The organism is Oscillatoria sp. FACHB-1406 (assembly GCF_014698145.1).
Taxonomy (GTDB): domain Bacteria; phylum Cyanobacteriota; class Cyanobacteriia; order Cyanobacteriales; family Spirulinaceae; genus FACHB-1406.
The window spans coordinates 42,053-62,461 of sequence record NZ_JACJSM010000017.1 but is presented as its reverse complement, the minus strand read 5'-3'; the positions used below and the strand labels follow the sequence as shown (position 1 = coordinate 62,461).

Below are 20,409 nucleotides of genomic sequence, written 5' to 3'. Positions count from 1 at the left end.
CGCTTAGATAACTCTGCATTCAAGGCAACACAACTCCGATGGTGCAACAATTTCTTGCTTTTCTTCTAATTCTGGGCGGCACGAGTTTGGGGACGATCGCTGCGGTAAAAGCAGCGGATAATGGCGCTCCAATGCCTCCTGCGGCGACCACCGAGCCAACTCCCGCCCCCGATTCCTGTTACGAAGGTTCGGGCTTAGAAGCGCTAAATGCGTGCGATCGCGCCCTTACTCTCGCCCCGAACGATGCTTCCCTTTGGACGATTCGGGGTGCGATTTTGCACGAGCAATTGAAACGAACGGCCGAAGCGCTCGAATCCCACGATCGCGCGATTGCCCTCGCTCCAGCTTATACTCTCGCCCTCTACAACCGCTGCGTCGTACTCATTGCCCTCGAACGGTATCCCGAGGCCGTTGAAAGCTGCGATCGCGCCCTCAAAGGGGACGGACGCTGGGGACAGGCTAGCCCCGCCCGAGCGCTGATGAATCAAGGCGTGGCCCTGCGCCGCCTGCGACGCTACCAAGAAGCCCTCGCTGCTTACGATCTCGCCCTCGAAAGCCAGCCCGATTACGCCCTCGCTTGGAACAATCGCGGCGTAGTTCTCCTGGATTTGGGGCGCAACGCTGAAGCCGAGACTGCTTTTAGCCGCGCACTGGAACTCGATCCGAATAATAGCTTGGCACGGCGCAATCTCGATATCGTTCGCCAGCGACAGCAAGCGACACCGTAATACCAATTCAAAATTCAAAATTAAAAATTCAGAAACCTAGATATATTAGGGGTTTCAGTTTCAAAATGTGTCGTCCGAACTCGGAGAATTGGTATAAAAAGGGCAAAAAGTTGGCAATGCCGACCTTTCGCCCGTCGCTTTAAAATCGCGTTGTTTTTACTGCTGGGCAGCTTCTTTCAAAAGTTCGACGCGATCGAGTTGTTCCCAAGGTAAATCTAAATCGGTACGGCCCAAATGACCGTAAGCCGCAACATTTTGGTAAAAACGACCGCCTCGTTCCGCCGGGAGATGGCGTAGATTAAACGTTTCGATGATACCGGCAGGACGCAATTCAAAATGCTCCTGTACTAGCTTCAACAACACTTCATCATCTACTTTGCCCGTGCCGAAGGTTTCGATAAAAATACTGGTCGGGCGGGCTACCCCAATCGCGTAACTCACCTGAACCTCGCACTTATCCGCCAAGCCAGCAGCAACGATATTTTTAGCGACGTGGCGACAAGCATAAGCCGCAGAACGGTCTACCTTAGTTGGATCTTTCCCCGAAAATGCACCGCCGCCATGACGAGAATAACCGCCGTAGGTATCGACGATAATTTTACGACCCGTTAAACCGGAATCGCCTTGCGGTCCGCCGATGACAAATTTTCCCGTGGGATTGACTAAAAAGCGCGTATTTTCGTCAGGTTTAACGTTAATATCGGCAAAAACGGGCTTGACAACGAATTCTTCAAGATCTGCTTTAATCTTCTCTTGAATCGCCGAATTTTCTGTTAATTCGCCGATCGCTTCCGAATGTTGAGTAGAGATTAAAATCGTATCGATACCCACGGGTTTGCCGTCTTCATAAATGACGCTAACCTGTGTTTTGCCATCGGGGCCCAAATAAGGCAGTTCTCCCGATTTCCGCACCGCTGCTAATTGACGCGAAATCCGGTGGGCGAGACTGATCGGCAGGGGCATCAATTCCGGCGTTTCATTACAGGCAAAACCAAACATCAAACCTTGGTCGCCTGCACCAATTTTATCCAGTTTGTCATCGCTCGTTGCATCGCGTTTTTCCTGCGCTTCCGTCACGCCTTGCGCGATGTCCGGCGATTGCTCGTCTAAAGCGACGAGAACAGAACAACTGTTAGCAGCAAAACCATTATTGGCATCTGTATAGCCAATTTCCGCAATGACATTGCGCGCTACATTGACATAATTAATCTGTGCTTTCGAGGTAATTTCCCCAGTAATTAACACGAGACCGGTATTGACAACGACCTCAGCAGCAACGCGACTGTAGGGATCTTCGGTTAAAAGGGCATCGAGAATTGCGTCGGAGATGCGATCGCAAATTTTATCGGGATGACCTTCTGTAACTGATTCGGAAGTAAAAAGATAGCGGCGAGACAATGTTAGATAGTCCTCCTAACAGTGGGGATGGTGACAAATTGAATTGGGGTTTTCGGGGTCTGCATTTCATCATAAACCACCCAGACCGCTGTGTAAGTCGTCTGCTTTCCTCAAATCAAGTGGTAGCTCAACGTGGACTCGCAGCGGTAGGGCATACCGTCAAGATGCTTTCAGAGGGTAAAGTCATTAGACTCCCTGTGATGAAAGAATCCCCGTCTATGACAGAGCGGGAAGTGTCAACCGAAACTGAGTGGCTCGCTAACTAACAGAGTTTGAATTCTTGCCGCACTTCCCCAAATCACCCGTTCTTGCTTGTATACGGCAATCCCCGGTTTAGCTCCCTTGGGCTTATAAACGTACTTCGGTTGAGTATAAATAACTGGGACGCGATCGCTCGCCCGTCCGCGACTATAATGAGCGGCTAAATCTGCTGCAAACTGCAAATCGGCTTCCTCCGCCGCCGCACCGGGAAGCAAGCGCAGCAAAACGTGAGAACCGGCAATTTCTTGGGCGTGAAACCACAAATCGTACTCTCCGGCAGTACGAAACGTCAGTTGGTCGTTTTGGCGATTATTGCGCCCCACCCAGACTTCAAAACCCGAAGGCGAAACATACCGATAGGGTTGCGATTCGTTATTTTCGCTGCGGTTGCGGTCTTTCGTTGCTTCTAAGTACCCCTGCACGATTAACTCTTCGCGAATCTCTTCTAAGGCAGCGAGATCGTCGTCAGCGGCATAATTATCGAGCGCATTCAAAGCCGTTTCTACTTGTTCCAAATAGTCGATTTCTTCGCTAACGGCTTGCAGAAGCGGCTCGACGGCAAAACGGGCGCGTTTGAGCTTTTGGTACTGTTTGTAAAGAGCTTGGGCGTTTTGGACGGCATTTTTTTCGGGGTTGAGGGTAATAGCGACGGGTTCGCAGGTGGTAAAGTCCTCAATGGTCATCACTTTTAGTCCCGGTTGCCATAGATGTAAGTGCGCCATGAGCAGATCGGCGCGATCGCGATAGGTTTCGGCTGCGTCGGAGCTATTGAGGCGATCGCGAAATGTTGTCGCTTTAACACGCAATTTCGAGAGCAGAGAGTTGAGTTTTTGGGCGAGTTGATGGTGCAGTTGTTGGAAACTTTGACGGGCGAGTTGTTGGGTATAGTAGCGATCGAGTAGGGTTTGAACGTTTTTTTCGGGGCGCGATTCTCCCCAAGGAAGAACGGTATAGCCATTTTCCGTCCAACCGGGATAAAAAGTTTCCGTTGCGAGTACCTCGCACCATTCTTGCCAGCGTTGAAATAAGTGCTGCCAATCGCTTTGCGCGAGTGTCTCGGTGCTTTGTTGAGGCGCGAGTCCGGCGGCGGCGATGAGTTGTTTGACAACTGTCGGACTCAAACCGCGATAGCTTTTTAGGAGTTGGCGCTCTAGGGAACCGGGAATCAGGGCAATGCGTTCTTGCCAGCGGGCTTGGGGTTCGTCGGCGTGGGGCGTAGCAGCGACGAGGGGCGGCGGTAGTTCGTAAGGTTGTCCGGTTTGTACGGTGCGATAGCTGGACTGGCGATCGCTCACCTGGTAAGCGCAGGTTACAATTTGGCGGTTTGCGTCGGTGAGGATGACGTTGCTATACTTGCCCATAATCTCCACGTAGAGATGCCAGAGCGCGGGTTCGCCGGGACGTTGGGCGAATTGCAAATCGAGAACTCTTTCCCAAGGCGCGATCGCGTCGATGCGAGCGAGGGCTAAACCATTGAGTTGGTGTCGCAATTGGTCGCTGAAGGTGAAGGTATCGGGGAGGCGCGGTGGCGGAGTGCCAATGCAGAGGCGCGCGGCTTGGGGATGCCAGCACAACGTCAGCCAGTCGCGACCGTTGAGGGTGCGGAGGGCGAGGGCGAGGGTGGTGCGATCGCGCTGATAAACTTGTTCGATGCGTGCGGGCAGCCAGCCAGAACGGAGTTCGGCAACGGTCGCCGTCAGAGTGGTGAAATCAACAGGTTGCATTAGAATTGACGCAGAAGCGGATCGAGCGGGTTAAACGCGCTATCTTAAATAGTAAAGAAGAGCTTAAAAAATATCTTTCTTACGAGCGAAGACGCTTAACGGAATCTGAGCTATAAATCAGATAAATATCGAACGTGACTGTAAAATAACCCTGATTTTAGTGATTTTTAGCATTGTAGTGCTGAATATTTGTCGATAATATGGAAATTACGGTTCTTTAGGCGTTCGCCCCATAACTCGAACATTATTTATGGACATTCAACTCATCAATATCGGTTTCGGGAATATAGTCTCTGCCAACCGCATTGTCGCGATTGTCAGCCCAGAATCGGCTCCGATCAAGCGCACGATCTCTGAAGCTCGCGAGCGCGGACAACTCATTGATGCAACTTACGGCCGTCGGACTCGAGCGGTGATTATTACTGACTCCAGCCACGTCGTGCTGTCGGCAATACAACCGGAAACTGTTGCGAATCGATTTGTTGTCAGCAAAGATTCTAATAGCACTCATTAAAGCATCTACTGCATTTCATGCAAACTGGCCGCCTCATTGTTATTACCGGGCCGAGTGGTGTTGGGAAAGGAACCTTAGTGCGATCGCTACTCTCCCGTCATCCTGAATTAAACCTTTCTGTATCGGCAACAACTCGGGATCCCCGTGTTGGGGAAGTAGAAGGGAAAGATTACTATTTCCTATCGCGCGATCGCTTCTGTGAGGCGATCGCGAACGGACAATTTTTGGAATGGGCGGAGTATGCGGGGAATTATTACGGTACGCCGCGCGCTTTGGTTGAAGAAAAGATCGCTCTCGGACAGCAAATCTTACTGGAGATTGAAATCGTAGGAGCGAAACAGATTTACATAACTTTTCCTAAAGCGCTGCGGATTTTTATTTTGCCCCCCTCACTCGAAGAGTTAGAACGTCGATTGCGCGATCGCGGTACGGATTCCGAAGCTGCTATTCTCAAGCGCCTCGAACGAGCCAAAACCGAAATCGACACCGGCAAAGAGTTTGACGTTCTGGTTATTAACGACGACTTCGAGCAAGCTATCCGCGACCTAGAAGCTACTATTTTTGCTAAACCCTAAAAAGTAAAAATTGACAATTAAGAATTGGATAAATCGCACGACTGATTCGATATTGTTATATTGGTTATCATTAAGAATTAACGGAGGAAAGCGACTTTATGGCGATTAATCTCAGTAAAGGAAGTACGATTAGCTTAGAAAAAGTCCTACCGAATTTAGATGCCGCTTTTGCCGGTTTGGGATGGGATGTAGGCAGCGACGGTGCATCGTTTGACCTTGATGTATCCGTGATGATGTTGGGAAGTAACGGGCATTTAGTATCCGATAAACATTTCGTTTTTTACAATCAGAAGCGATCGCCGGAATCCTCTCCCGCTTTGGAACTCACCGGCGATAATCGCACTGGCGAAGGTGACGGCGACGACGAAGCAATTATCATGGATCTGCGTAAAGTAGACCCTGCCGTTGAAGAAATTTTGGTTTGCATTACCATCCATGAAGCGACAGCGCGAGGTCAGAATTTTGGGATGGTGAGCGAAGCTTACGTGCGCTTAGTGAATATCGCCACGCGCGAAGAAGTTTTACGCTACGATCTCGACGCGCAATTCTCGAACGAAACAGCAGTGGTGATGGCGAAGTTTAAGCGTGCGGGTTCGAGTTGGTCGATGACGGCAGTGGGCGAAGGATACTCCGGCGGATTAGAAGGTTTGGTCGAGCGCTATCAATAAAACGCCCTAACCTCATTAATTCATCGAGAGGCCATCCAGCCGAAAGACTTGACAAAATCGCAAACTCATGTGTGGTTTTGTCAAGATTTTAGGCGGGAAGTAGCGAATCGTCTGACCTGAAATTACGAATTACGAATTATTTGGTCATTTTCCCCTACTACGTTAGCAACCTAAGTCGGCAATAACCGCCAATCCAACCCAAAATCTAAGTCGAGCGATGTTCGTTACTTCAACAAGCCCAAGCTTTCGGTAAAAATTCTTGGACGCACTCGACAAATCCTTGATGATCGACAATTGGTTTAGCGATGTAGCCATCTGCACCGCTTTTAGCAAGGAAATTTTCGCGATCGCCCTTTAAAGCGTGAGCCGTCACTAAAATCACCGGCAACTTCGCTGTCGTGGGATTGGCTTTCAGCAATTGAGTGATTTTCAAACCATCCACAGGCTTACCCTGATAAGCGCTATTGCTTAAAGAGACATCCATCAGGATAATATCCACTTCTCCGGCTTCAGAAGCTTGCAACACTTCTTCAACATCTTCTGTCCCTTTAACGTCCATACCTCCCCACTTAGTAAGAATTTTAGAAAATACACGCAGATTAATTGGATCGTCCTCAACAATCAAGACGGTAGTCATGATAGGTATATTATGTTATTAAAAACAACAGCTTGCGGGTTATTACGGAGCTAGGTTTAGTATAGCCCATTGCTCTAAGCTATGCGGTCAAACTTAACAAAGTCTTGTTAGAGCGATCGCGCGGTGGACGTACCGCGTCCTACTCTCCTCACTCCAAACGCCATCAAAAAAATCTAGAGATTGCTCTCTAGACTGATAGAAACCCGGTTTTTCTGATTCCTATTTTGTTGCCTCAGTTGACATTGGCGCGGCAGCTTGAGGAATTGCCGCATTGTCTAACGCCGTCCAGATGCGACGAAAATCAAAGCCCATCGCCCGCAAGGCGTGCCAGAGATGTCCTTGTAGGAAGAAGAAAGCTAAGAAAAAGTGAGCGTTAGCCAGCCAGCAACGCGCGGTGTGCGCTCCGTTCGCTAATTCCACCGTATCGGCAAAATAAGGTGCAACTCCGAACTTCAATGCCAGTGTTGGGCCGTAAAATTCTACTGGATAGGCTAAAGTGTTGACCGCACAGAAGTACGCCGCCACAAAACCCGCAAGCGCAATACCGCCCAAAGAATACGAGAGAATTGCTTCGCCCGAAAAGATTAAGACTTTGCGCGCCCACTTCAGCGGCGGTGTAATAATATGCCAAATGCCGCCCCCAATCAGCATTAAACCGACATAAATATGACCGCCTACTAAATCTTCGAGGTTATTAACCGAGGTAAAGTGCGTTTGATAGCCGAAAATCGTGAAGGGGTCGAGAGTGGGTGAGGTTACTAAACGCACGTCTTGGATCGTGGCATCGTAAAGTCCGCCCCAAAACATAGCTTTCGCAACTAACAAGAGCGCTCCTGCCCCTAAAAATAAGAGGTGATGCCCTAAAATTAAGCCCAATTTCGCCGGATCGTTCCAATCGAAGTGAAAATTACGGGCCTGACCGGAGGCTTGCTGGAGATCGGGTTCGCCTTTGAAGGCATGAAAGAGCGCTCCCGCCGCGAGGACGGCGGAAGAGATAAGGTGGATAGCACCGATGACGAAGTAAGGGTAGGTGTCATTGACAACTCCGCCTTTGCCTACACCGAATCCGAGGGTTGCGAGGTGGGGAAGTAGGATGAGTCCTTGTTCTCCCATTGGGATTTCGGGGTTGTAACGTGCGAGTTCAAAGAAGGTGAAGGCTCCTGCCCAGAAAACGGTGAGGGCCGCTTGGGCGACGTGCGCGGCTATAAATAAGCCGGAAAGGTTGGTGAAACGAGCATTCCCCGCCCACCAATCGTATTTAACGTTGGGATTGTCGTATGTCTGCATAACGCATCCTCTAGTGTGTTGTGAGATTGTGTCTGAGAGCAAGGCTTCCTTGCTTATTAGAAGTAATTCTCAATTACTTGCAAAACAGTGTAATTCTATTTGAGCTTAATTGCATCTTAGTATCAATAAGAATTGTGTTATCGCGAAATCTGTACAGATTTTCTTATCTAATCTGAGAGCTAAAACTCCTTTAAAATAGGGACTTTAGCAAATATAAGCAATGGAAGCAGTAGAGAGAGCCGGTCTTGAGGAGTCAGTCTTTGAAATAAATACTTGACTTTAAATATCAATAAGTTTAAGGTGAAGACGATGCCTGGACTTGGCACGGAGTTATCGGGTTTTTGACTCGCGCGCCTCAGTCCTGTATTGGAATGCCAAGAAGAAGAAGCTAGGAGGGCTTTGAATGAGGAAGGGAATGAGCAAGTATCCGACGGCTTTGTGGTTAAACACGAGCGAAAGCTTTCAACCGTTTGAGGCTCCGTTACTGCGCTATTTATTCGCTCGTGCTGCTATTGCGCGCTGGGAATATAGCCAGAGTCCGGATGAAGCGAGTTCTCTGAAGATCGCATCCGTTCTGCTACACGACTATCTCAAACAGTGCGATCGCCCCCTACATCTCATCGGACACGGGACAGCGGGATTGCTGGGTTTACTGTACGCCCGCGAACATCCCGAACGAGTGCGATCGCTAACCTTATTAGGGGTAGGCGCGCATCCAGAAATCGACTGGCAAGCGCATTACTATACCTTGTGCGCGCAACTACCGTGCGATCGCGTCGCGATTCTCGCCCAGATAGTTCGCTACCTATTTGGAGAACAAAATTACCGCACGACAAAGTGCTTAATTGAAATCTTGGAAAAAGACTTGTTGCACTCCCTATCTCCTCACTCGCTTTATCGACGCGATCGCATAACTCCGGGCGGCGTTGACGTTCCTTTGCTGGTTTGTGGGAGCGCAGATGACATTATTGTTAATGCTAATGTACTAGAAAAATGGCGTGCTTGGCTGCAACCGGGAGACGAACTTTGGATGTGTTCCGAAGGACCTCACTTTTTTCATTACCTTTACCCTTCCGAAGTGGGCAGGCAAATCGTTCGATTTTGGCACCATATTTCTTTAAATAGGACGAATTGCGAAATATCAGCCTTGCATTAAATCTTGAGATTCTCTTGTTTCAATGCTCATCGGTAAAACTGATTATCAGTAAGATAGATATAGGAGTCGCATCAGGCCTCGCCACTCTAAAAAGCCCAGCGCGACTTTAAGCATCTTTAGAGTTTGGAGCGAAATTGAGATGAAAGAGCGAATTGATAGGAGAAAGATCTATACTAAGCCCGACTGGAGGTATAACTCTCAACCCGAAGGAACGGAAAAGTGGCGATCGCAGTCTTAAAGCTTCCTACTGCTTTTCTCACACCGCAACGCAGGTCTAAGGTACTGCGTTATTTTCCGGTTTGGTTAGTTCTATTTTTAGGTATTTTTTCATCTTGCGGTGCTGCCTACACCATATACCGTTGGGAAAAAGCAAAAAATCTCGATAAATACGCCCGCAGTGCCGACACCCTCGCTCTAACTTTTCAACGCCACCTCGATAATTCCGTAAAAATTGCCAGAGCCTTAGCAGGATTTTACGAAGCCTCGGAGAATATTTCACAGGATGAATTCGCTCGTTTTTCCCGAGCGATCCTGTTCGATTCTTCAGAAATTTTGAGTGTAGGCTTTGCTCCTCGAATTTTGGCGGGCGATCGCGCCAACTACGAACGCAAATGGGGGCGTAACATCTGGGAATATAATCCTTCCGATCCTAGCGCGATCGTTCCCGCACGGGAGCGCGCGGAATACTTTCCAACCACCTACCTCGAACCCTCTGATAAACTTCAAAGTGTCCTGCAATACGATCGCGCTTCTCAGTTGCAAAATTCAGTTACAATCGCGCGCGCCCGCGATACGGCTACGGTTTCAGCAACCCATCGCTTGCCCCTAGAAGCTGGCAACGGCTTGGGGTTTGTTCTCTATTCGCCGATTTACCGCTACAATGCGCCGTTAGAGAACATGGAAAAACGCCGCGAAGACTTCATTGGCGTTTCTTTTGTTGCCATTCAAATCGCTGAAATTGTCAAGGCTTCCCTAAAAGAATTCAATCCTGAATCTTTGGATTTGTACCTTTATGAAATGTCGGTCGATCGCTTAGAATCCGCGCTCCAAAAAGGACTCAATACGCCGCGCGATCTTTTCCTCATCGCTTACGATGCCACAACGCAGAGCTTCATTATTAATCCCGACGTAAGCCCAAAGCGAATAGGTCCCTCACCCGGATTGCCTTTTAGCATTGCCTGTCCTTACGGCAAAAATACGAGCAATTGCCTGCGAACGGTTAACTTACAAGGGCAAGAATGGTCGCTATTAGTTATTCCCACTGCTGACTTTAACGAAACGCCTTGGCGAACCTTGGGCGTTTTAGGACTTGGCTTATTCGGTACGAGTCTTCTGACGCTTTATCTCGTCATGTCCCTAGAACGTTCCGTCCAACAAGATCGATTGCTTCAAGCTTTAACGGTTTCAGAAGGCTTATTAAAACAGCAAAAAGACGAACTCGAAGCCAGTCTCCAGAAACTTCAGGAAGCACAACTGCAACTCATTCACAGCGAAAAAATGTCAGGTCTCGGACAATTAGTTGCCGGAATTGCTCACGAAATTAATAATCCTATCAATTTCATTGATGGCAACATTAATTATGCGATTGAATACAGTCAGCATCTATTAACCTTGATTTCGCTATATCAACAGCACTATCCTCAGCCAGAATCGGAAATTCAAGAAGAAATCATTAATCTCGAACTCGACTATATTCGTCAAGATTTTCCTAAAATCTTAAAATCGATGGAAAGTGGAGTTACCCGCATCCAAGAAATTGTAAGTTCGATGCGTAATTTTGCGAGAAAAGATGAAAACTCCATGAAGGATGTTGATGTTTGCAGCGGTATTAAAAGTACGCTAGCGCTTTTGAAACATCGCTTAAAAGAGCAGGGCGAAAGACCTAAGATTCAGATTATTGAACGTTATGATGAGTGCCATTTTCTTAAATGCAATGCCGGTCAACTCAATCAAGTTTTCATGAATATTTTGAGCAACGCGATCGATGCTTTAGAAGAAGCTTGGTTGGAGAAAAAGCTGAAAGATACTCCTAAGATCTGGATTCAAACACAAGTTGAAACAGATATTTTTAAAATTCGGATTGCCGATAATGGAATTGGCATTCCTGAAGAGATCAAACAACAGTTATTTAATCCCTTTTTCACGACTAAAAGCGTGGGAAAAGGGACGGGCTTGGGATTGTCGATTAGCGATCGCATCGTTCGGGACTTTCATCGAGGTAAGTTATACTGCGAATCGAGTCCCGGAAAGGGAGCCGCATTTTCGATTGAAATTCCCCGGTTTAGCCCTTAAGCGGCGGCGAAAAACTTGGTGCGTCGGGGCTTGACAAATACAAACTGTCCGGGTTCTAAATCGAGGTGGGCGAATCGTTCTCGACTTAAATGCGCGATCGCGTTTAAGCTATCGGGAAGCTCGAGTTCGACTTGAATTTCCCACCCTAAATGAACGATACGTTTGACAACAGCTTTGGTGCTTTGTCCGTCGTTGTCCAATTGAAGCTCGAACTCGTGGGGGCGGACAAAAGCGCGCTCGCCGTTCTTCGGTAAATCTCGCCCGTCAAACAAACTCGCAGTTCCCGGTAGCACGTTCACTTCGCCTACAAAACTCATCACAAACGGCGTAGCAGGATTTTCGTAAATTTCGGCGGGAGTTCCGACTTGTTCGATACGCCCTTTATTCATCACTACCAGTTCGTCTGCAACTTCCATCGCTTCTTCTTGGTCGTGGGTGACAAAAACGCTGGTGACGTGGACTTCATCGTGGAGTTTCCGCAACCAAGCGCGCAATTCTTTACGAACTTTGGCATCGAGCGCGCCGAAAGGTTCGTCAAGAAGCAAGACTTGGGGTTGGACGGCGAGGGCGCGGGCGAGGGCGACGCGCTGCCGCTGTCCGCCGGAGAGTTGAGCGGGGTAACGATTGCCGAGTCCTTGCAATTGAATCAGTTCGAGCAGTTCTTCAACTCGCTGCTTGACGTAGGGGCCTGTTTTTTTATGAATTTCCAAACCAAAGGCGATATTTTGGCGCACGGTGAGGTGCTTGAACAGGGCGTAGTGTTGGAAGACAAAGCCGATGTTGCGCCGCCGCACGTCGAGACCGTTGGTATCGCGACCGTTGATGAGGATAGTACCGCGATCGGGGCTTTCTAGTCCCGCGATCGCGCGCAGTAAGGTAGATTTGCCCGAACCCGACGGCCCGAGTAGGGCGACTAGGCTTCCTTCTTTAACCTTTAAGCTGACGTTATCTAGGGCTTGGAAGGAACCGAAATTTTTAGAAACGCGATCGACAATAATACTCATGGGAATTCACAATCCAAAATTCAAAATGAGGGAGTAGAGGTAGTGAGGCGTAGCAACAAGCTTGAATCAAAAGGTAAAACTTTTTATTTGCACCTCAGCCTAGTTAGGTAGAGTGGGCAGCGCCCACCAGCTAAGACTTTTGTGGGTTAAGAAACGTATATTTAAAAGTAAGTAGCGCTATAAAACTTTTTATTCGCATCTCAGCCCAGTCGTCTTAAACTAAAATCATTCATTATTCACTATTCATTATTAATCGGCTTTCCTTTGAACGCGACGTTCGAGAATTTCCTTAACAAGAAGTGTAAAACCTGCTAGCAAACCCAGCAAAAGTGCCGCACTAAATGCCGCTTCCGTATGATAGTTTTTGTAGGCAAGTTCGACGAAAATCGGGAGCGTTGCTGTCTTCCCTAAAATACTTCCGGAAACGACCGCCACGGCTCCAAATTCACCCATCGCCCGCGCATTCGTTAATAACAAACCGTAAAGCAAACCCCAGCGAATACTAGGTAGCGTCACTCTCCAGAAAATTTGCCAATCGCTCGCGCCTAAAGTTCGCGCAGCTTCTTCTTGTTCCGAGCCGATTTCTTCTAATACTGGAATCACTTCTCGCGCGACAAACGGAAGAGTAACAAAGATTGTTGCTAGCACCATTCCAGGCAGAGCAAAAATTACTTTAATTCCGATCGTTTCGACTAAACCGCCAAACCAGCCATTACGTCCGTATAAAAGAACCAGCATTAACCCCGCGACAACCGGAGAAATAGAAAACGGTAAGTCGATAATACTCATCAGTAAGGCGCGCCCGCGAAACTGATTGCGAGCAATAACCCACGCCGCGCACAACCCAAAAACTGTATTCAAAGGAACAGCGATCGCGGTGACAATAATGGTCAGTTTAATTGCTTCAGCAAATCCAGTAATTCTAACCGCCTCGAGAAATGCTCCTACCCCTTTATGTAAAGCTTCGTAAACGACAGCACAAGCAGGAACAATTAGCAAGAGCGCAAGGTAAAGAATTGCTGTACCAATTAAAAGAAACCGAGGCAACTTATCGGACTGCATAGCGACGACCCCACTGTTGTAATAAGTTAATCGCTAGCAGCAAAACTAGAGAAGCGAATAGCAATACCGTTCCGATGACGGTTGCTCCGACATAATCGTACTGTTCTAACCGTTGGAACACTAAAACCGGCGCAATTAAATCCTGGAAAGGAATGTTAGAAGCAACAATAACAACAGAGCCATATTCGCCCACCGCTCGCGAAAATCCCAATGCAACTCCTGTCAAAACTGGGGGAATTAAAGGCGGCATTAAAACTTTAGTAAACGTTTGCCATTGGGAAGCCCCTAAAGACCAAGCTGCTTCTTCGAGTTCCTTTTCCATCTCTTGTAAAACGGGTTGCAGCGTTCTCACCACAAAAGGTAAAGAAATAAACAGCATAGCCACAAAAACGCCCAAACGAGTAAAGGCAATTTTGATGCCGAAGGGGACAAACAGTTGACCGAGCCAGCCTTTATCGCTGTAGACAGTTGCTAATACTAAGCCTGCGACAGAAGTTGGTAGGGCAAAAGGCAAATCGATCGCAGCATCTAGAACTTTTCGCCCTGGGAAAGAATAGCGAACGAAAACCCAAGCAATTAAACTGCCCATAATACCGTTAATCGCTCCAGCAAGTAGCGCCGTTACAAACGTAACATTGTATGCTGAGAGGGCAATCGGACTGGTAGCAACGCGCCAAAATTCAGGAATTCCAAGCGCGATCGATTTAGTAATTAATGCTGCTGCGGGCAGTAGGAGAAGCAGGACGAGGTAGGAAATTGTAACCGTCCAAGGCAGAGAAATACCCGAAAAGCGATCGCGCAGCGAGTTCGATGGGTAGGACTGTAATTGAGAAGATTCGAGCGTCATTTTTATTGTTTTAATTACCAACCATCTTGGTTTGTCCCAACGCTGTCGAGAATTTGAATATCGCGTTCGGTTAGCTCGATTAGCGCATCGTCGATTTGTTGCGAGGTTCCAAAAAGCTGAAGATCGAACCAGCCATCTCCTTCCCCATTACCACCTAAAATAGCGCTGAGGATATTGACTTCTAAACCGTGGTGTAAAACCAGCTGAGAAAGAACTGCTTCTCGATGATATTTTTTAGGAACTCGAATGCGAATTCTTGCTTGCGTCGGGCGATTATTTCCCGACTCATCTAGCTTAAGGACTGTGGGATTATTCATGGTTAGCTCCAAAAAGAGGGTCAGTTATAAAACGCCTCAACAGTATTAAGATTTACCCGTTTTAGCAAGAATTTTGTCGAAGGTCGCTCCATCGTCAAAAAATTTCTTTTGAATTGCGTCCCAACCGCCTAAATCTTTTACTGTAAAAAGTTTATTAACTTTAGGATATTGGGCGGTAAAGTCTTTAGCGACAGTTTCATCAATCGGACGGAAGCCGACTTTAGCGAATTCTCGCTGGGCTTCCGGCGTAAACAGAAACTTCACAAAAGCTTCAGCAACTTCGCGGGTTCCATGTTTGTCAACATTTTTATCGACAACAGCAACGGGACTATCAATGGAAATGTTGTAGTCGGTGGGAACGAAGTAAGGTGATTGATCGCCTTTTTGCTTAGCGAGGAGAACTTCGTTTTCGTAGTTAATCAGGACGTTGCCTTGACCTTGCTTGTAAAAAACGTCACTCGCTTCTCGCGCATCTTTGGGGAGAACGGGGACATTTTTGAAGACTTTCTCCACAAATTCCTGTGCTTGTTGTTCGCTGCCGCCCGCTTGCGTTACCCCACCCCACAGCGCGAGGAAGTTCCAACGCGCACCGCCGGAAGTTTTCGGGTTGGCAGTGATGGTTTTGATGTTGTCGTTGGCGAGATCCGACCATTTAGCGATTTTGGTTTTGCTGTCGCGGGTGACGAGGGCGGCGACGGATTTATGGACAATTGCGTCGTTGGGCGCTTCAGTTTCCCATCCCGGTTGGATTAAGCCCGCTTTTTCGATCTTTTTGGTGTCGAGGGCGAGGGCGAGGGCGACGACATCGGCTTCGAGTCCGTCAATCACGGCGCGGGTTTGGGAACCGGAACCGCCGTAGCTTTGTTCGACGGTGACGGTTTGCCCGGTTTTTTCCTGCCATTGCTTGACGAACTGCGGCACGATTTTTTCGTAAGCGCTTTGGGTAACGGCGTAAGAGACGAGGGTAATTTTTGTGGGTTCTTTGCCGCCCGGTTTTGAAGGGTTGTTGGCGGCGTTCTGGGTTCCTCCGCTAGAACAAGCGGCAACCGTCCAGCTTGCTACCAGTCCTGCCAGTGCTAAACCCAGAAAGCGTAAGGGTCTTTTCATTTCTAATACGTTTGGACTTCGGTTTTGTTTCTTGTGTGAAGTTAGTTTAGTTTAGTTTGGGATGAATTTCAATACATTTGCGATTTTAACTGAAATTAATTATAGCTTGAGTTTGAAATGGGCGGCAGCGAGGGCAAATGGTCGATTTTTGGCGATCGCGGAACTTTTTCGCCCCCAATTCGTCGATGCCTAACCCTATTTCGTAGATTCAAGGACTATTGCAGTGTTAAAGCAGCGTCGAATGGGAACCCTTCTTTTGGCCGCGCTCGTCGGCTTGGTTATCGCGATCGCTTCGACTCAAGTTCCAGCCTCAGCACAGATCGATCTCGTTACGATTCAGGAGATATTGGACAGCGATCGCGTATTCATCGAGCAAAACCCCGCCAAAGTCAACGATACGGCGAGCTTCAAGCAAACCGTATCGACCCAAGAAGCTCGCGCCTCCCTCGCTTTCAACAACGGTTCGGTAGGACGCATGGGGCCGAACTCGAAGATTACGATCGGTCAGTGCATCGAAGTTAAGGAAGGTTTACTTTTAGCCAGCGGTCCGGCTAACGGTTGCGCGGCAAACTTTGAAGTTGCGGTGCAAGGGACGGTTTACGTTTTAGAAGTCGATAAACAAGGTCAATCCAGCGTTAAAGTTTTGGAAGGAGAGGTGCAGGTCAATAAAACCGGCAGTTCGGAAAAACTCGCGATCGCGCAAGGAAAGCGCCTCGATATTTCCCCCGACGGTTTCTTCAGTCAACTCTTTGACCTCTCGCAAGCGGATATTGAGAATTTGCTCCAGGGCAGTTTATTTAACGGTTTTCAGATTCCTATTCCCGGCGCAGGCAAACTTCAAGAAGCCCTACAAAGCTTATATCCTAATATCAATTTACCCCGCCTACCCGGTTTCAATCTTCCCGGTCTTCCCGGCGGCTTCCCCGGTTTGCCCTTTTAGCGACTAGCTGGTGATGCTGGGGACTTACAGGGGGTTCCAGCGATCTATCACTCTCAAAGCTGAAACTCCGCCGAAACATCACCCAAAGCCCCTGTATTTCAGCCTCCGCTTTGCTGACGGAGCTTACGGGAACGCGAGTGGTGTTTTTAGCACTCAATAGGGAACTGTAGGATCGACTCCGATCGAATCAAAAACAAGAAATGAAAAAAATCTTGGCGATTTCTACATTACTGGCTGGCTTATTGTTCGCCACTTCTGCCAAAGCAGATACATATCAAGGTGGCGGCTATACTGTTACGATTGGGGGAGCCGATGGCGAAGTTTCTTACCGAGGATGCGACGATCGGGGCAATTGCCTTTACATTCCCCAGGTTTCTTTTCGCCAGAGAGGTAGCTTGATTTGGGAAAATAGCGGCTACACCTACAATATGTCACCGCTTGGCACGAACGATGGTAGGTATCGCCTCAAAGTGTTTGCTCCCAATGGAAATGTGATTCTCAATGTCGAGATGAGTCCCGTAGCAACTTCTTCCTCAGAACGTATTTCCGAATTAAACTGCGTGGTGACAAACCTTCAGTCCGGTCAGCTTGCGTTGCGCCGCTCTCCGGGGGGCGAGGCGATAGCTGGGTTGGACAATGATAACATAGTACGTTATCTCCGAGGGTCTGGGGATACGTGGGTCTACGTTCGCGTGATACGCGGCCCAAATTCCCGGGTAAATGGCAAAGAAGGGTGGGTTAACTTTAATTATCTGGAATGCCTTGATTAGTCCAAACTTTTAATTAATCAATGCGCCTCCTACTCAAAGCCCTACGGTTTTCGCAGCAACGCTGCTAAACGTTCCGCACTGTCGGGAATGTTGAGGGAGGCTGCTTTTTTGCCCATATTAGCGAGGCGATCGCGATCGCGCAACAACGCCAATACTTCCTCATTCAAAATCGGCACGCTCAACTGTTCTTGACGGAACATCACCCCCGCTCCCGCGCGCGCAAAAACGCTAGCATTATAAGCTTGATGGTCTTCCGCTGCATAAGGATACGGAATTAAAATTCCTGGCGTTCCCGTTACTGCCAATTCTGCCAAAGCGCTCGCGCCCGCGCGACTAATCGCCAGATCTGCGCGCTGCAACAACCCCGCCATATTTTCATAAAACGGCAGCGAGAAATATTGCGGATGTTGGAGTGTAGCGGCATCGGGATCGTTCGTTCCCGTTAAATGAACGATATAAGCGCCTTCGGCAAACCAATCCGCTGCCGAGGATCGCACCAATTCATTCACCGCCACCGCCCCTTGAGAACCTCCCATCACCACAATTAAAGGTGCATTCTCCGGAATCGATAAATCGAGCGATTGAGGCGTTAAAAAATTAGGGCGAACCGGCGTTCCTACCCAAATTGGATTTCCGCTTAAGCGTTCTGCCGTTTCCTTAAACCCAATGGCGACAGTCGTACAAGAGGGCGCAAACCATCGGGTAACTTTCCCCGGTAAAGCGTTCGATTCGTGCAAAATAACCGGAATTCCCGCCAGACGAGCCGCTAAAATTGCAGGAGCGGCAATATACCCCCCTGTTGTAAACACCGCATCGATTTTCTGTTTGCTCAATAAGTTGCGAACGCTAAGAATGGAATTGCCGAAGCGTCCGAGAATTTCCAGCGTTTTCAGCCCGAAGCGCGTTTGAAATCCTTCTAAAGGGATGGTATGCAAGCGATATTGTTTCGGGACGAGGGTTTGTTCGAGGCGATTCGGAACGCCCAACCATTCAATATCGCACCCCTCTAAGTGTTGAGCGACAGCGAGCGCGGGGAATAAATGGCCGCCCGTACCACTAGCAGCGATGAGAAAGCGAGTCGTTTTTTGAGACACGAGGCTTTTAAGAACAATTCAACCTTTAGAATACACAATCAACCGAACCTATTTTCAGCACAATTTGCGATCGCTTTCAATCCCAATTTTTACGGAGAGCGTACTGAGGGAACGGGACAATGAGGGAACGGGTTGAGGACAAATAATTTATCGCCCCTAGAATGGGTAATGAGTAACTGATTAACGGCTAAGGGCGGCGCTATAATGGCAACACCTTGGCCCGATGAAATTGGAATGAACGATCGCTGATGCAAAACTTTAGAATGTTACGGCAATATTTTCGCCGATCGCTGCCCTTAATCTTGAGTGCGGGTTTGACTGTCGGAATTGGCGCAGTTGCGCGCGCTGCCGAACCGGAGAGTGCGCCGCCGGAACTGACTGCCGTTTTGGCACGAGTTGAAGCGGCAGCAAATCGGCGCAGTCTGGAAACCGTCCTCAGCAATTACAGCCCCAACTTTACGACAGCCGATAATTTAAGTCGTTCGGAGTTTTCTGAGGGTTTAACGAAGTTGTGGGAACGCTATCCCGATTTGAGCTATCGCACGCAGTTACAATCTTGGGAGCGTCGCGGCGATGGTTTGGTGGCGGAGACGATTACGGTTGTCACCGGAACCCAACAGAGTGAAGGAAGAACTTTAAAATTAGAATCGACGGTGCGATCGCGCCAAGTCATTCAAAACAATCTCATCATCCACCAAGATATTCTCTCGGAGCGATCGCAACTCTCAATGGGTGCAAGTCCTCCAGCTGTAGAAGTCAATCTCCCCGAACGAGTCAAACCGGGTCAAAAATACAATTTTGATACGATTGTTACTAAACCCCTCGAGGATGGTTTACTATTAGGCGGCGCGAGCGAGCAAAAAGTTAATAGCGATCTTTTTATCAATCCCAGTCAGTTTGAACTCGAACTTTTGCAAGCCGGTGGAGTTTTTAGAATGGGGCAAGCCCCCAATCTGGCTGAGGATCGCCTGCTTTCAGCAATTATCGTTGGAGAGGGTGGCATTACTTTAGTCACCCAACGCTTGCACGTCGAATAATTGATAATTGATAGGACAAATGGCACTGACTTAAGGCTGGTGGGCGCTGCCTACCCTACGAAATATCAATAACGACGTTGTATACAACGTCTCTACGGTGATTTTTTAACTCTTACTTCAGTGCCATTCGATAATGGACAATTGACAATTGATAATGGATAATGTTCGAGAGCTAATAAACTGACAACGAATCTCTAACAACTGACCATTGATTGTAAATACACAACTGGCCAATTCAATTGTCTTAATTACGGGAGCGAGTAGCGGCATTGGAGCGGCGTGCGCGCGGACATTTTCGGCAGCAGGAGCTAAAGTGATTGTTAATGCGCGCACCCGAGAACGCTTGAAACCCGTTATCGAGGAACTTTCGGGGGAAGTTTACGCCCTGTCGTTTGACGTATGCGATCGCGCGGCAGTAGAATCCGCGATTGCCTCTCTCCCCGAATCTTGGCGCGCGATCGATATCCTTATTAATAATGCCGGTTTGAGTCGCGGCCTCGATAAACTGTACGAGGGCAGCATCCAAGATTGGGAAGAAATGATCGATACCAATATTAAAGGATTGCTCTACGTTAGTCGCGCTGTCGTTCCCGGTATGGTCGATCGCGCCAAAGGTCATATTATTAATATTGGCTCTACTGCCGGACATCAAACTTATCCCGGCGGTAATGTTTACTGCGCCACCAAAGCTGCCGTAAAATCGATTACGGAAGGTTTAAAGCAAGATGTTCTCGGCACGCCTATCCGCGTTAGTGCTGTCGATCCCGGTTTGGTGGAAACGGATTTCAGTAATGTACGCTTCCACGGCGATCGCGATCGCGCTTCACAAGTCTATCGCGGCTTAACGCCCTTAACCCCCGCCGATGTCGCCGATGTCATCCTGTTTTGCGTCACTCGTCCGCCCCACGTCAACTTGATGGATATCGTCATGATGCCCGTAGATCAAGCGCCTTTGATGCTTTTCAACCGCCAGAACGAAGGCTAATCGACA

Annotated in this window: 21 protein-coding genes; 11 read left to right on the top strand and 10 right to left on the bottom strand. The window is 48.4% G+C overall.

What is annotated here, in order from left to right; all coding sequences use genetic code 11:
- Positions 1-38: 38 nt before the first annotated feature.
- Positions 39-728, top strand: a complete 690-nt coding sequence (locus tag H6G50_RS16425; RefSeq protein ID WP_190718407.1) for a tetratricopeptide repeat protein — start codon at positions 39-41, stop codon at positions 726-728.
- Between the two features lie 156 nt (positions 729-884).
- On the opposite strand, the gene metK is transcribed toward H6G50_RS16425, so the two are convergent.
- Both metK and H6G50_RS16415 read right to left on the bottom strand, forming a co-directional pair.
- Positions 885-2,126, bottom strand: coding sequence for a methionine adenosyltransferase (gene metK, locus H6G50_RS16420; RefSeq protein ID WP_190718404.1), 1,242 nt, complete (start codon positions 2,124-2,126; stop codon positions 885-887).
- A 236-nt stretch (positions 2,127-2,362) separates the two neighbouring features.
- Entirely contained in the window at positions 2,363-4,111 is a 1,749-nt protein-coding gene (locus H6G50_RS16415) for an NFACT family protein (RefSeq protein ID WP_190718401.1), read from the bottom strand.
- Between the two features lie 250 nt (positions 4,112-4,361).
- On the opposite strand from H6G50_RS16415, the gene H6G50_RS16410 reads away from it, so the two are divergent.
- From H6G50_RS16410 to H6G50_RS16400, 3 genes are all read left to right on the top strand, one after another.
- Positions 4,362-4,625 (top strand): DUF370 domain-containing protein, encoded by a 264-nt coding sequence (locus H6G50_RS16410; protein ID WP_190718399.1) that lies wholly within the window; start codon positions 4,362-4,364, stop codon positions 4,623-4,625.
- A 17-nt stretch (positions 4,626-4,642) separates the two neighbouring features.
- Positions 4,643-5,200 (top strand): guanylate kinase, encoded by a 558-nt coding sequence (gene gmk, locus H6G50_RS16405; RefSeq protein ID WP_190718396.1) that lies wholly within the window; start codon positions 4,643-4,645, stop codon positions 5,198-5,200.
- Between the two features lie 98 nt (positions 5,201-5,298).
- The gene (locus H6G50_RS16400; RefSeq protein ID WP_190718393.1) at positions 5,299-5,868 is read left to right on the top strand and encodes a TerD family protein; all 570 of its coding nucleotides are present in this window, start codon (positions 5,299-5,301) and stop codon (positions 5,866-5,868) included.
- 229 nt (positions 5,869-6,097) lie between these two features.
- On the opposite strand, the gene H6G50_RS16395 is transcribed toward H6G50_RS16400, so the two are convergent.
- Complete coding sequence (locus tag H6G50_RS16395) at positions 6,098-6,505, bottom strand: response regulator (RefSeq protein ID WP_190718390.1); 408 nt, start codon at positions 6,503-6,505, stop codon at positions 6,098-6,100.
- A gap of 219 nt (positions 6,506-6,724) precedes the next feature.
- Entirely contained in the window at positions 6,725-7,792 is a 1,068-nt protein-coding gene (locus H6G50_RS16390) for a chlorophyll a/b binding light-harvesting protein (RefSeq protein ID WP_190718386.1), read from the bottom strand.
- A 415-nt stretch (positions 7,793-8,207) separates the two neighbouring features.
- Here H6G50_RS16390 and H6G50_RS16385 point away from each other — a divergent pair, with 415 nt between their 5' ends.
- Together H6G50_RS16385 and H6G50_RS16380 are read left to right on the top strand one after the other, a co-directional pair.
- Positions 8,208-8,948 carry an alpha/beta hydrolase gene (locus tag H6G50_RS16385; protein WP_190718383.1) on the top strand — a complete coding sequence of 247 codons (741 nt, stop codon included), beginning with the start codon at positions 8,208-8,210 and terminating at the stop codon, positions 8,946-8,948.
- Positions 8,949-9,167: 219 nt separating this feature from the next.
- A complete protein-coding gene (locus H6G50_RS16380) occupies positions 9,168-11,240 on the top strand; it encodes a CHASE domain-containing protein (RefSeq protein ID WP_190718380.1) in 2,073 nt (690 codons plus the stop codon).
- On the opposite strand, the gene H6G50_RS16375 is transcribed toward H6G50_RS16380, so the two are convergent.
- The 5 genes from H6G50_RS16375 to H6G50_RS16355 all read right to left on the bottom strand — a co-directional run bounded on the left by H6G50_RS16375 (position 11,237) and on the right by H6G50_RS16355 (position 15,577).
- Complete coding sequence (locus H6G50_RS16375; protein ID WP_190718377.1) at positions 11,237-12,244, bottom strand: sulfate/molybdate ABC transporter ATP-binding protein; 1,008 nt, start codon at positions 12,242-12,244, stop codon at positions 11,237-11,239. The genes H6G50_RS16380 and H6G50_RS16375 overlap by 4 nt on opposite strands.
- A 249-nt stretch (positions 12,245-12,493) precedes the next feature.
- Positions 12,494-13,306 carry a sulfate ABC transporter permease subunit CysW gene (cysW, locus tag H6G50_RS16370; RefSeq protein WP_190718373.1) on the bottom strand — a complete coding sequence of 271 codons (813 nt, stop codon included), beginning with the start codon at positions 13,304-13,306 and terminating at the stop codon, positions 12,494-12,496.
- On the bottom strand, positions 13,293-14,153 hold the full coding sequence (gene cysT / locus H6G50_RS16365) for a sulfate ABC transporter permease subunit CysT (RefSeq protein ID WP_190718370.1): 861 nt from the start codon (positions 14,151-14,153) through the stop codon (positions 13,293-13,295). The genes cysW and cysT overlap by 14 nt, the downstream gene beginning before the upstream one ends.
- Positions 14,154-14,167: 14 nt before the next feature.
- Positions 14,168-14,470 carry an NIL domain-containing protein gene (locus H6G50_RS16360; protein ID WP_190718367.1) on the bottom strand — a complete coding sequence of 101 codons (303 nt, stop codon included), beginning with the start codon at positions 14,468-14,470 and terminating at the stop codon, positions 14,168-14,170.
- A gap of 45 nt (positions 14,471-14,515) precedes the next feature.
- On the bottom strand, positions 14,516-15,577 hold the full coding sequence (locus H6G50_RS16355; RefSeq protein WP_190718364.1) for a sulfate ABC transporter substrate-binding protein: 1,062 nt from the start codon (positions 15,575-15,577) through the stop codon (positions 14,516-14,518).
- 61 nt (positions 15,578-15,638) lie between these two features.
- On the opposite strand from H6G50_RS16355, the gene H6G50_RS24465 reads away from it, so the two are divergent.
- From H6G50_RS24465 to H6G50_RS16345, 3 genes are all read left to right on the top strand, one after another.
- Positions 15,639-15,770, top strand: coding sequence for a hypothetical protein (locus H6G50_RS24465; protein WP_277882699.1), 132 nt, complete (start codon positions 15,639-15,641; stop codon positions 15,768-15,770).
- A 30-nt stretch (positions 15,771-15,800) separates the two neighbouring features.
- Entirely contained in the window at positions 15,801-16,517 is a 717-nt protein-coding gene (locus tag H6G50_RS16350; protein WP_190718361.1) for a hypothetical protein, read from the top strand.
- A gap of 200 nt (positions 16,518-16,717) precedes the next feature.
- Positions 16,718-17,287: an SH3 domain-containing protein gene (locus H6G50_RS16345; RefSeq protein WP_190718358.1), complete on the top strand. Its 570-nt coding sequence runs from the start codon at positions 16,718-16,720 to the stop codon at positions 17,285-17,287.
- Between the two features lie 41 nt (positions 17,288-17,328).
- Here the strand turns inward: H6G50_RS16345 and murG are convergent, their stop codons facing one another.
- Positions 17,329-18,381: an undecaprenyldiphospho-muramoylpentapeptide beta-N-acetylglucosaminyltransferase gene (gene murG / locus H6G50_RS16340; RefSeq protein WP_190718355.1), complete on the bottom strand. Its 1,053-nt coding sequence runs from the start codon at positions 18,379-18,381 to the stop codon at positions 17,329-17,331.
- A gap of 248 nt (positions 18,382-18,629) precedes the next feature.
- Here murG and H6G50_RS16335 point away from each other — a divergent pair, with 248 nt between their 5' ends.
- Complete coding sequence (locus H6G50_RS16335) at positions 18,630-19,418, top strand: nuclear transport factor 2 family protein (RefSeq protein WP_190718352.1); 789 nt, start codon at positions 18,630-18,632, stop codon at positions 19,416-19,418.
- A gap of 208 nt (positions 19,419-19,626) precedes the next feature.
- Positions 19,627-20,403, top strand: coding sequence for an SDR family NAD(P)-dependent oxidoreductase (locus tag H6G50_RS16330; protein WP_242032856.1), 777 nt, complete (start codon positions 19,627-19,629; stop codon positions 20,401-20,403).
- The last annotated feature ends 6 nt before the right edge of the window (positions 20,404-20,409 follow it).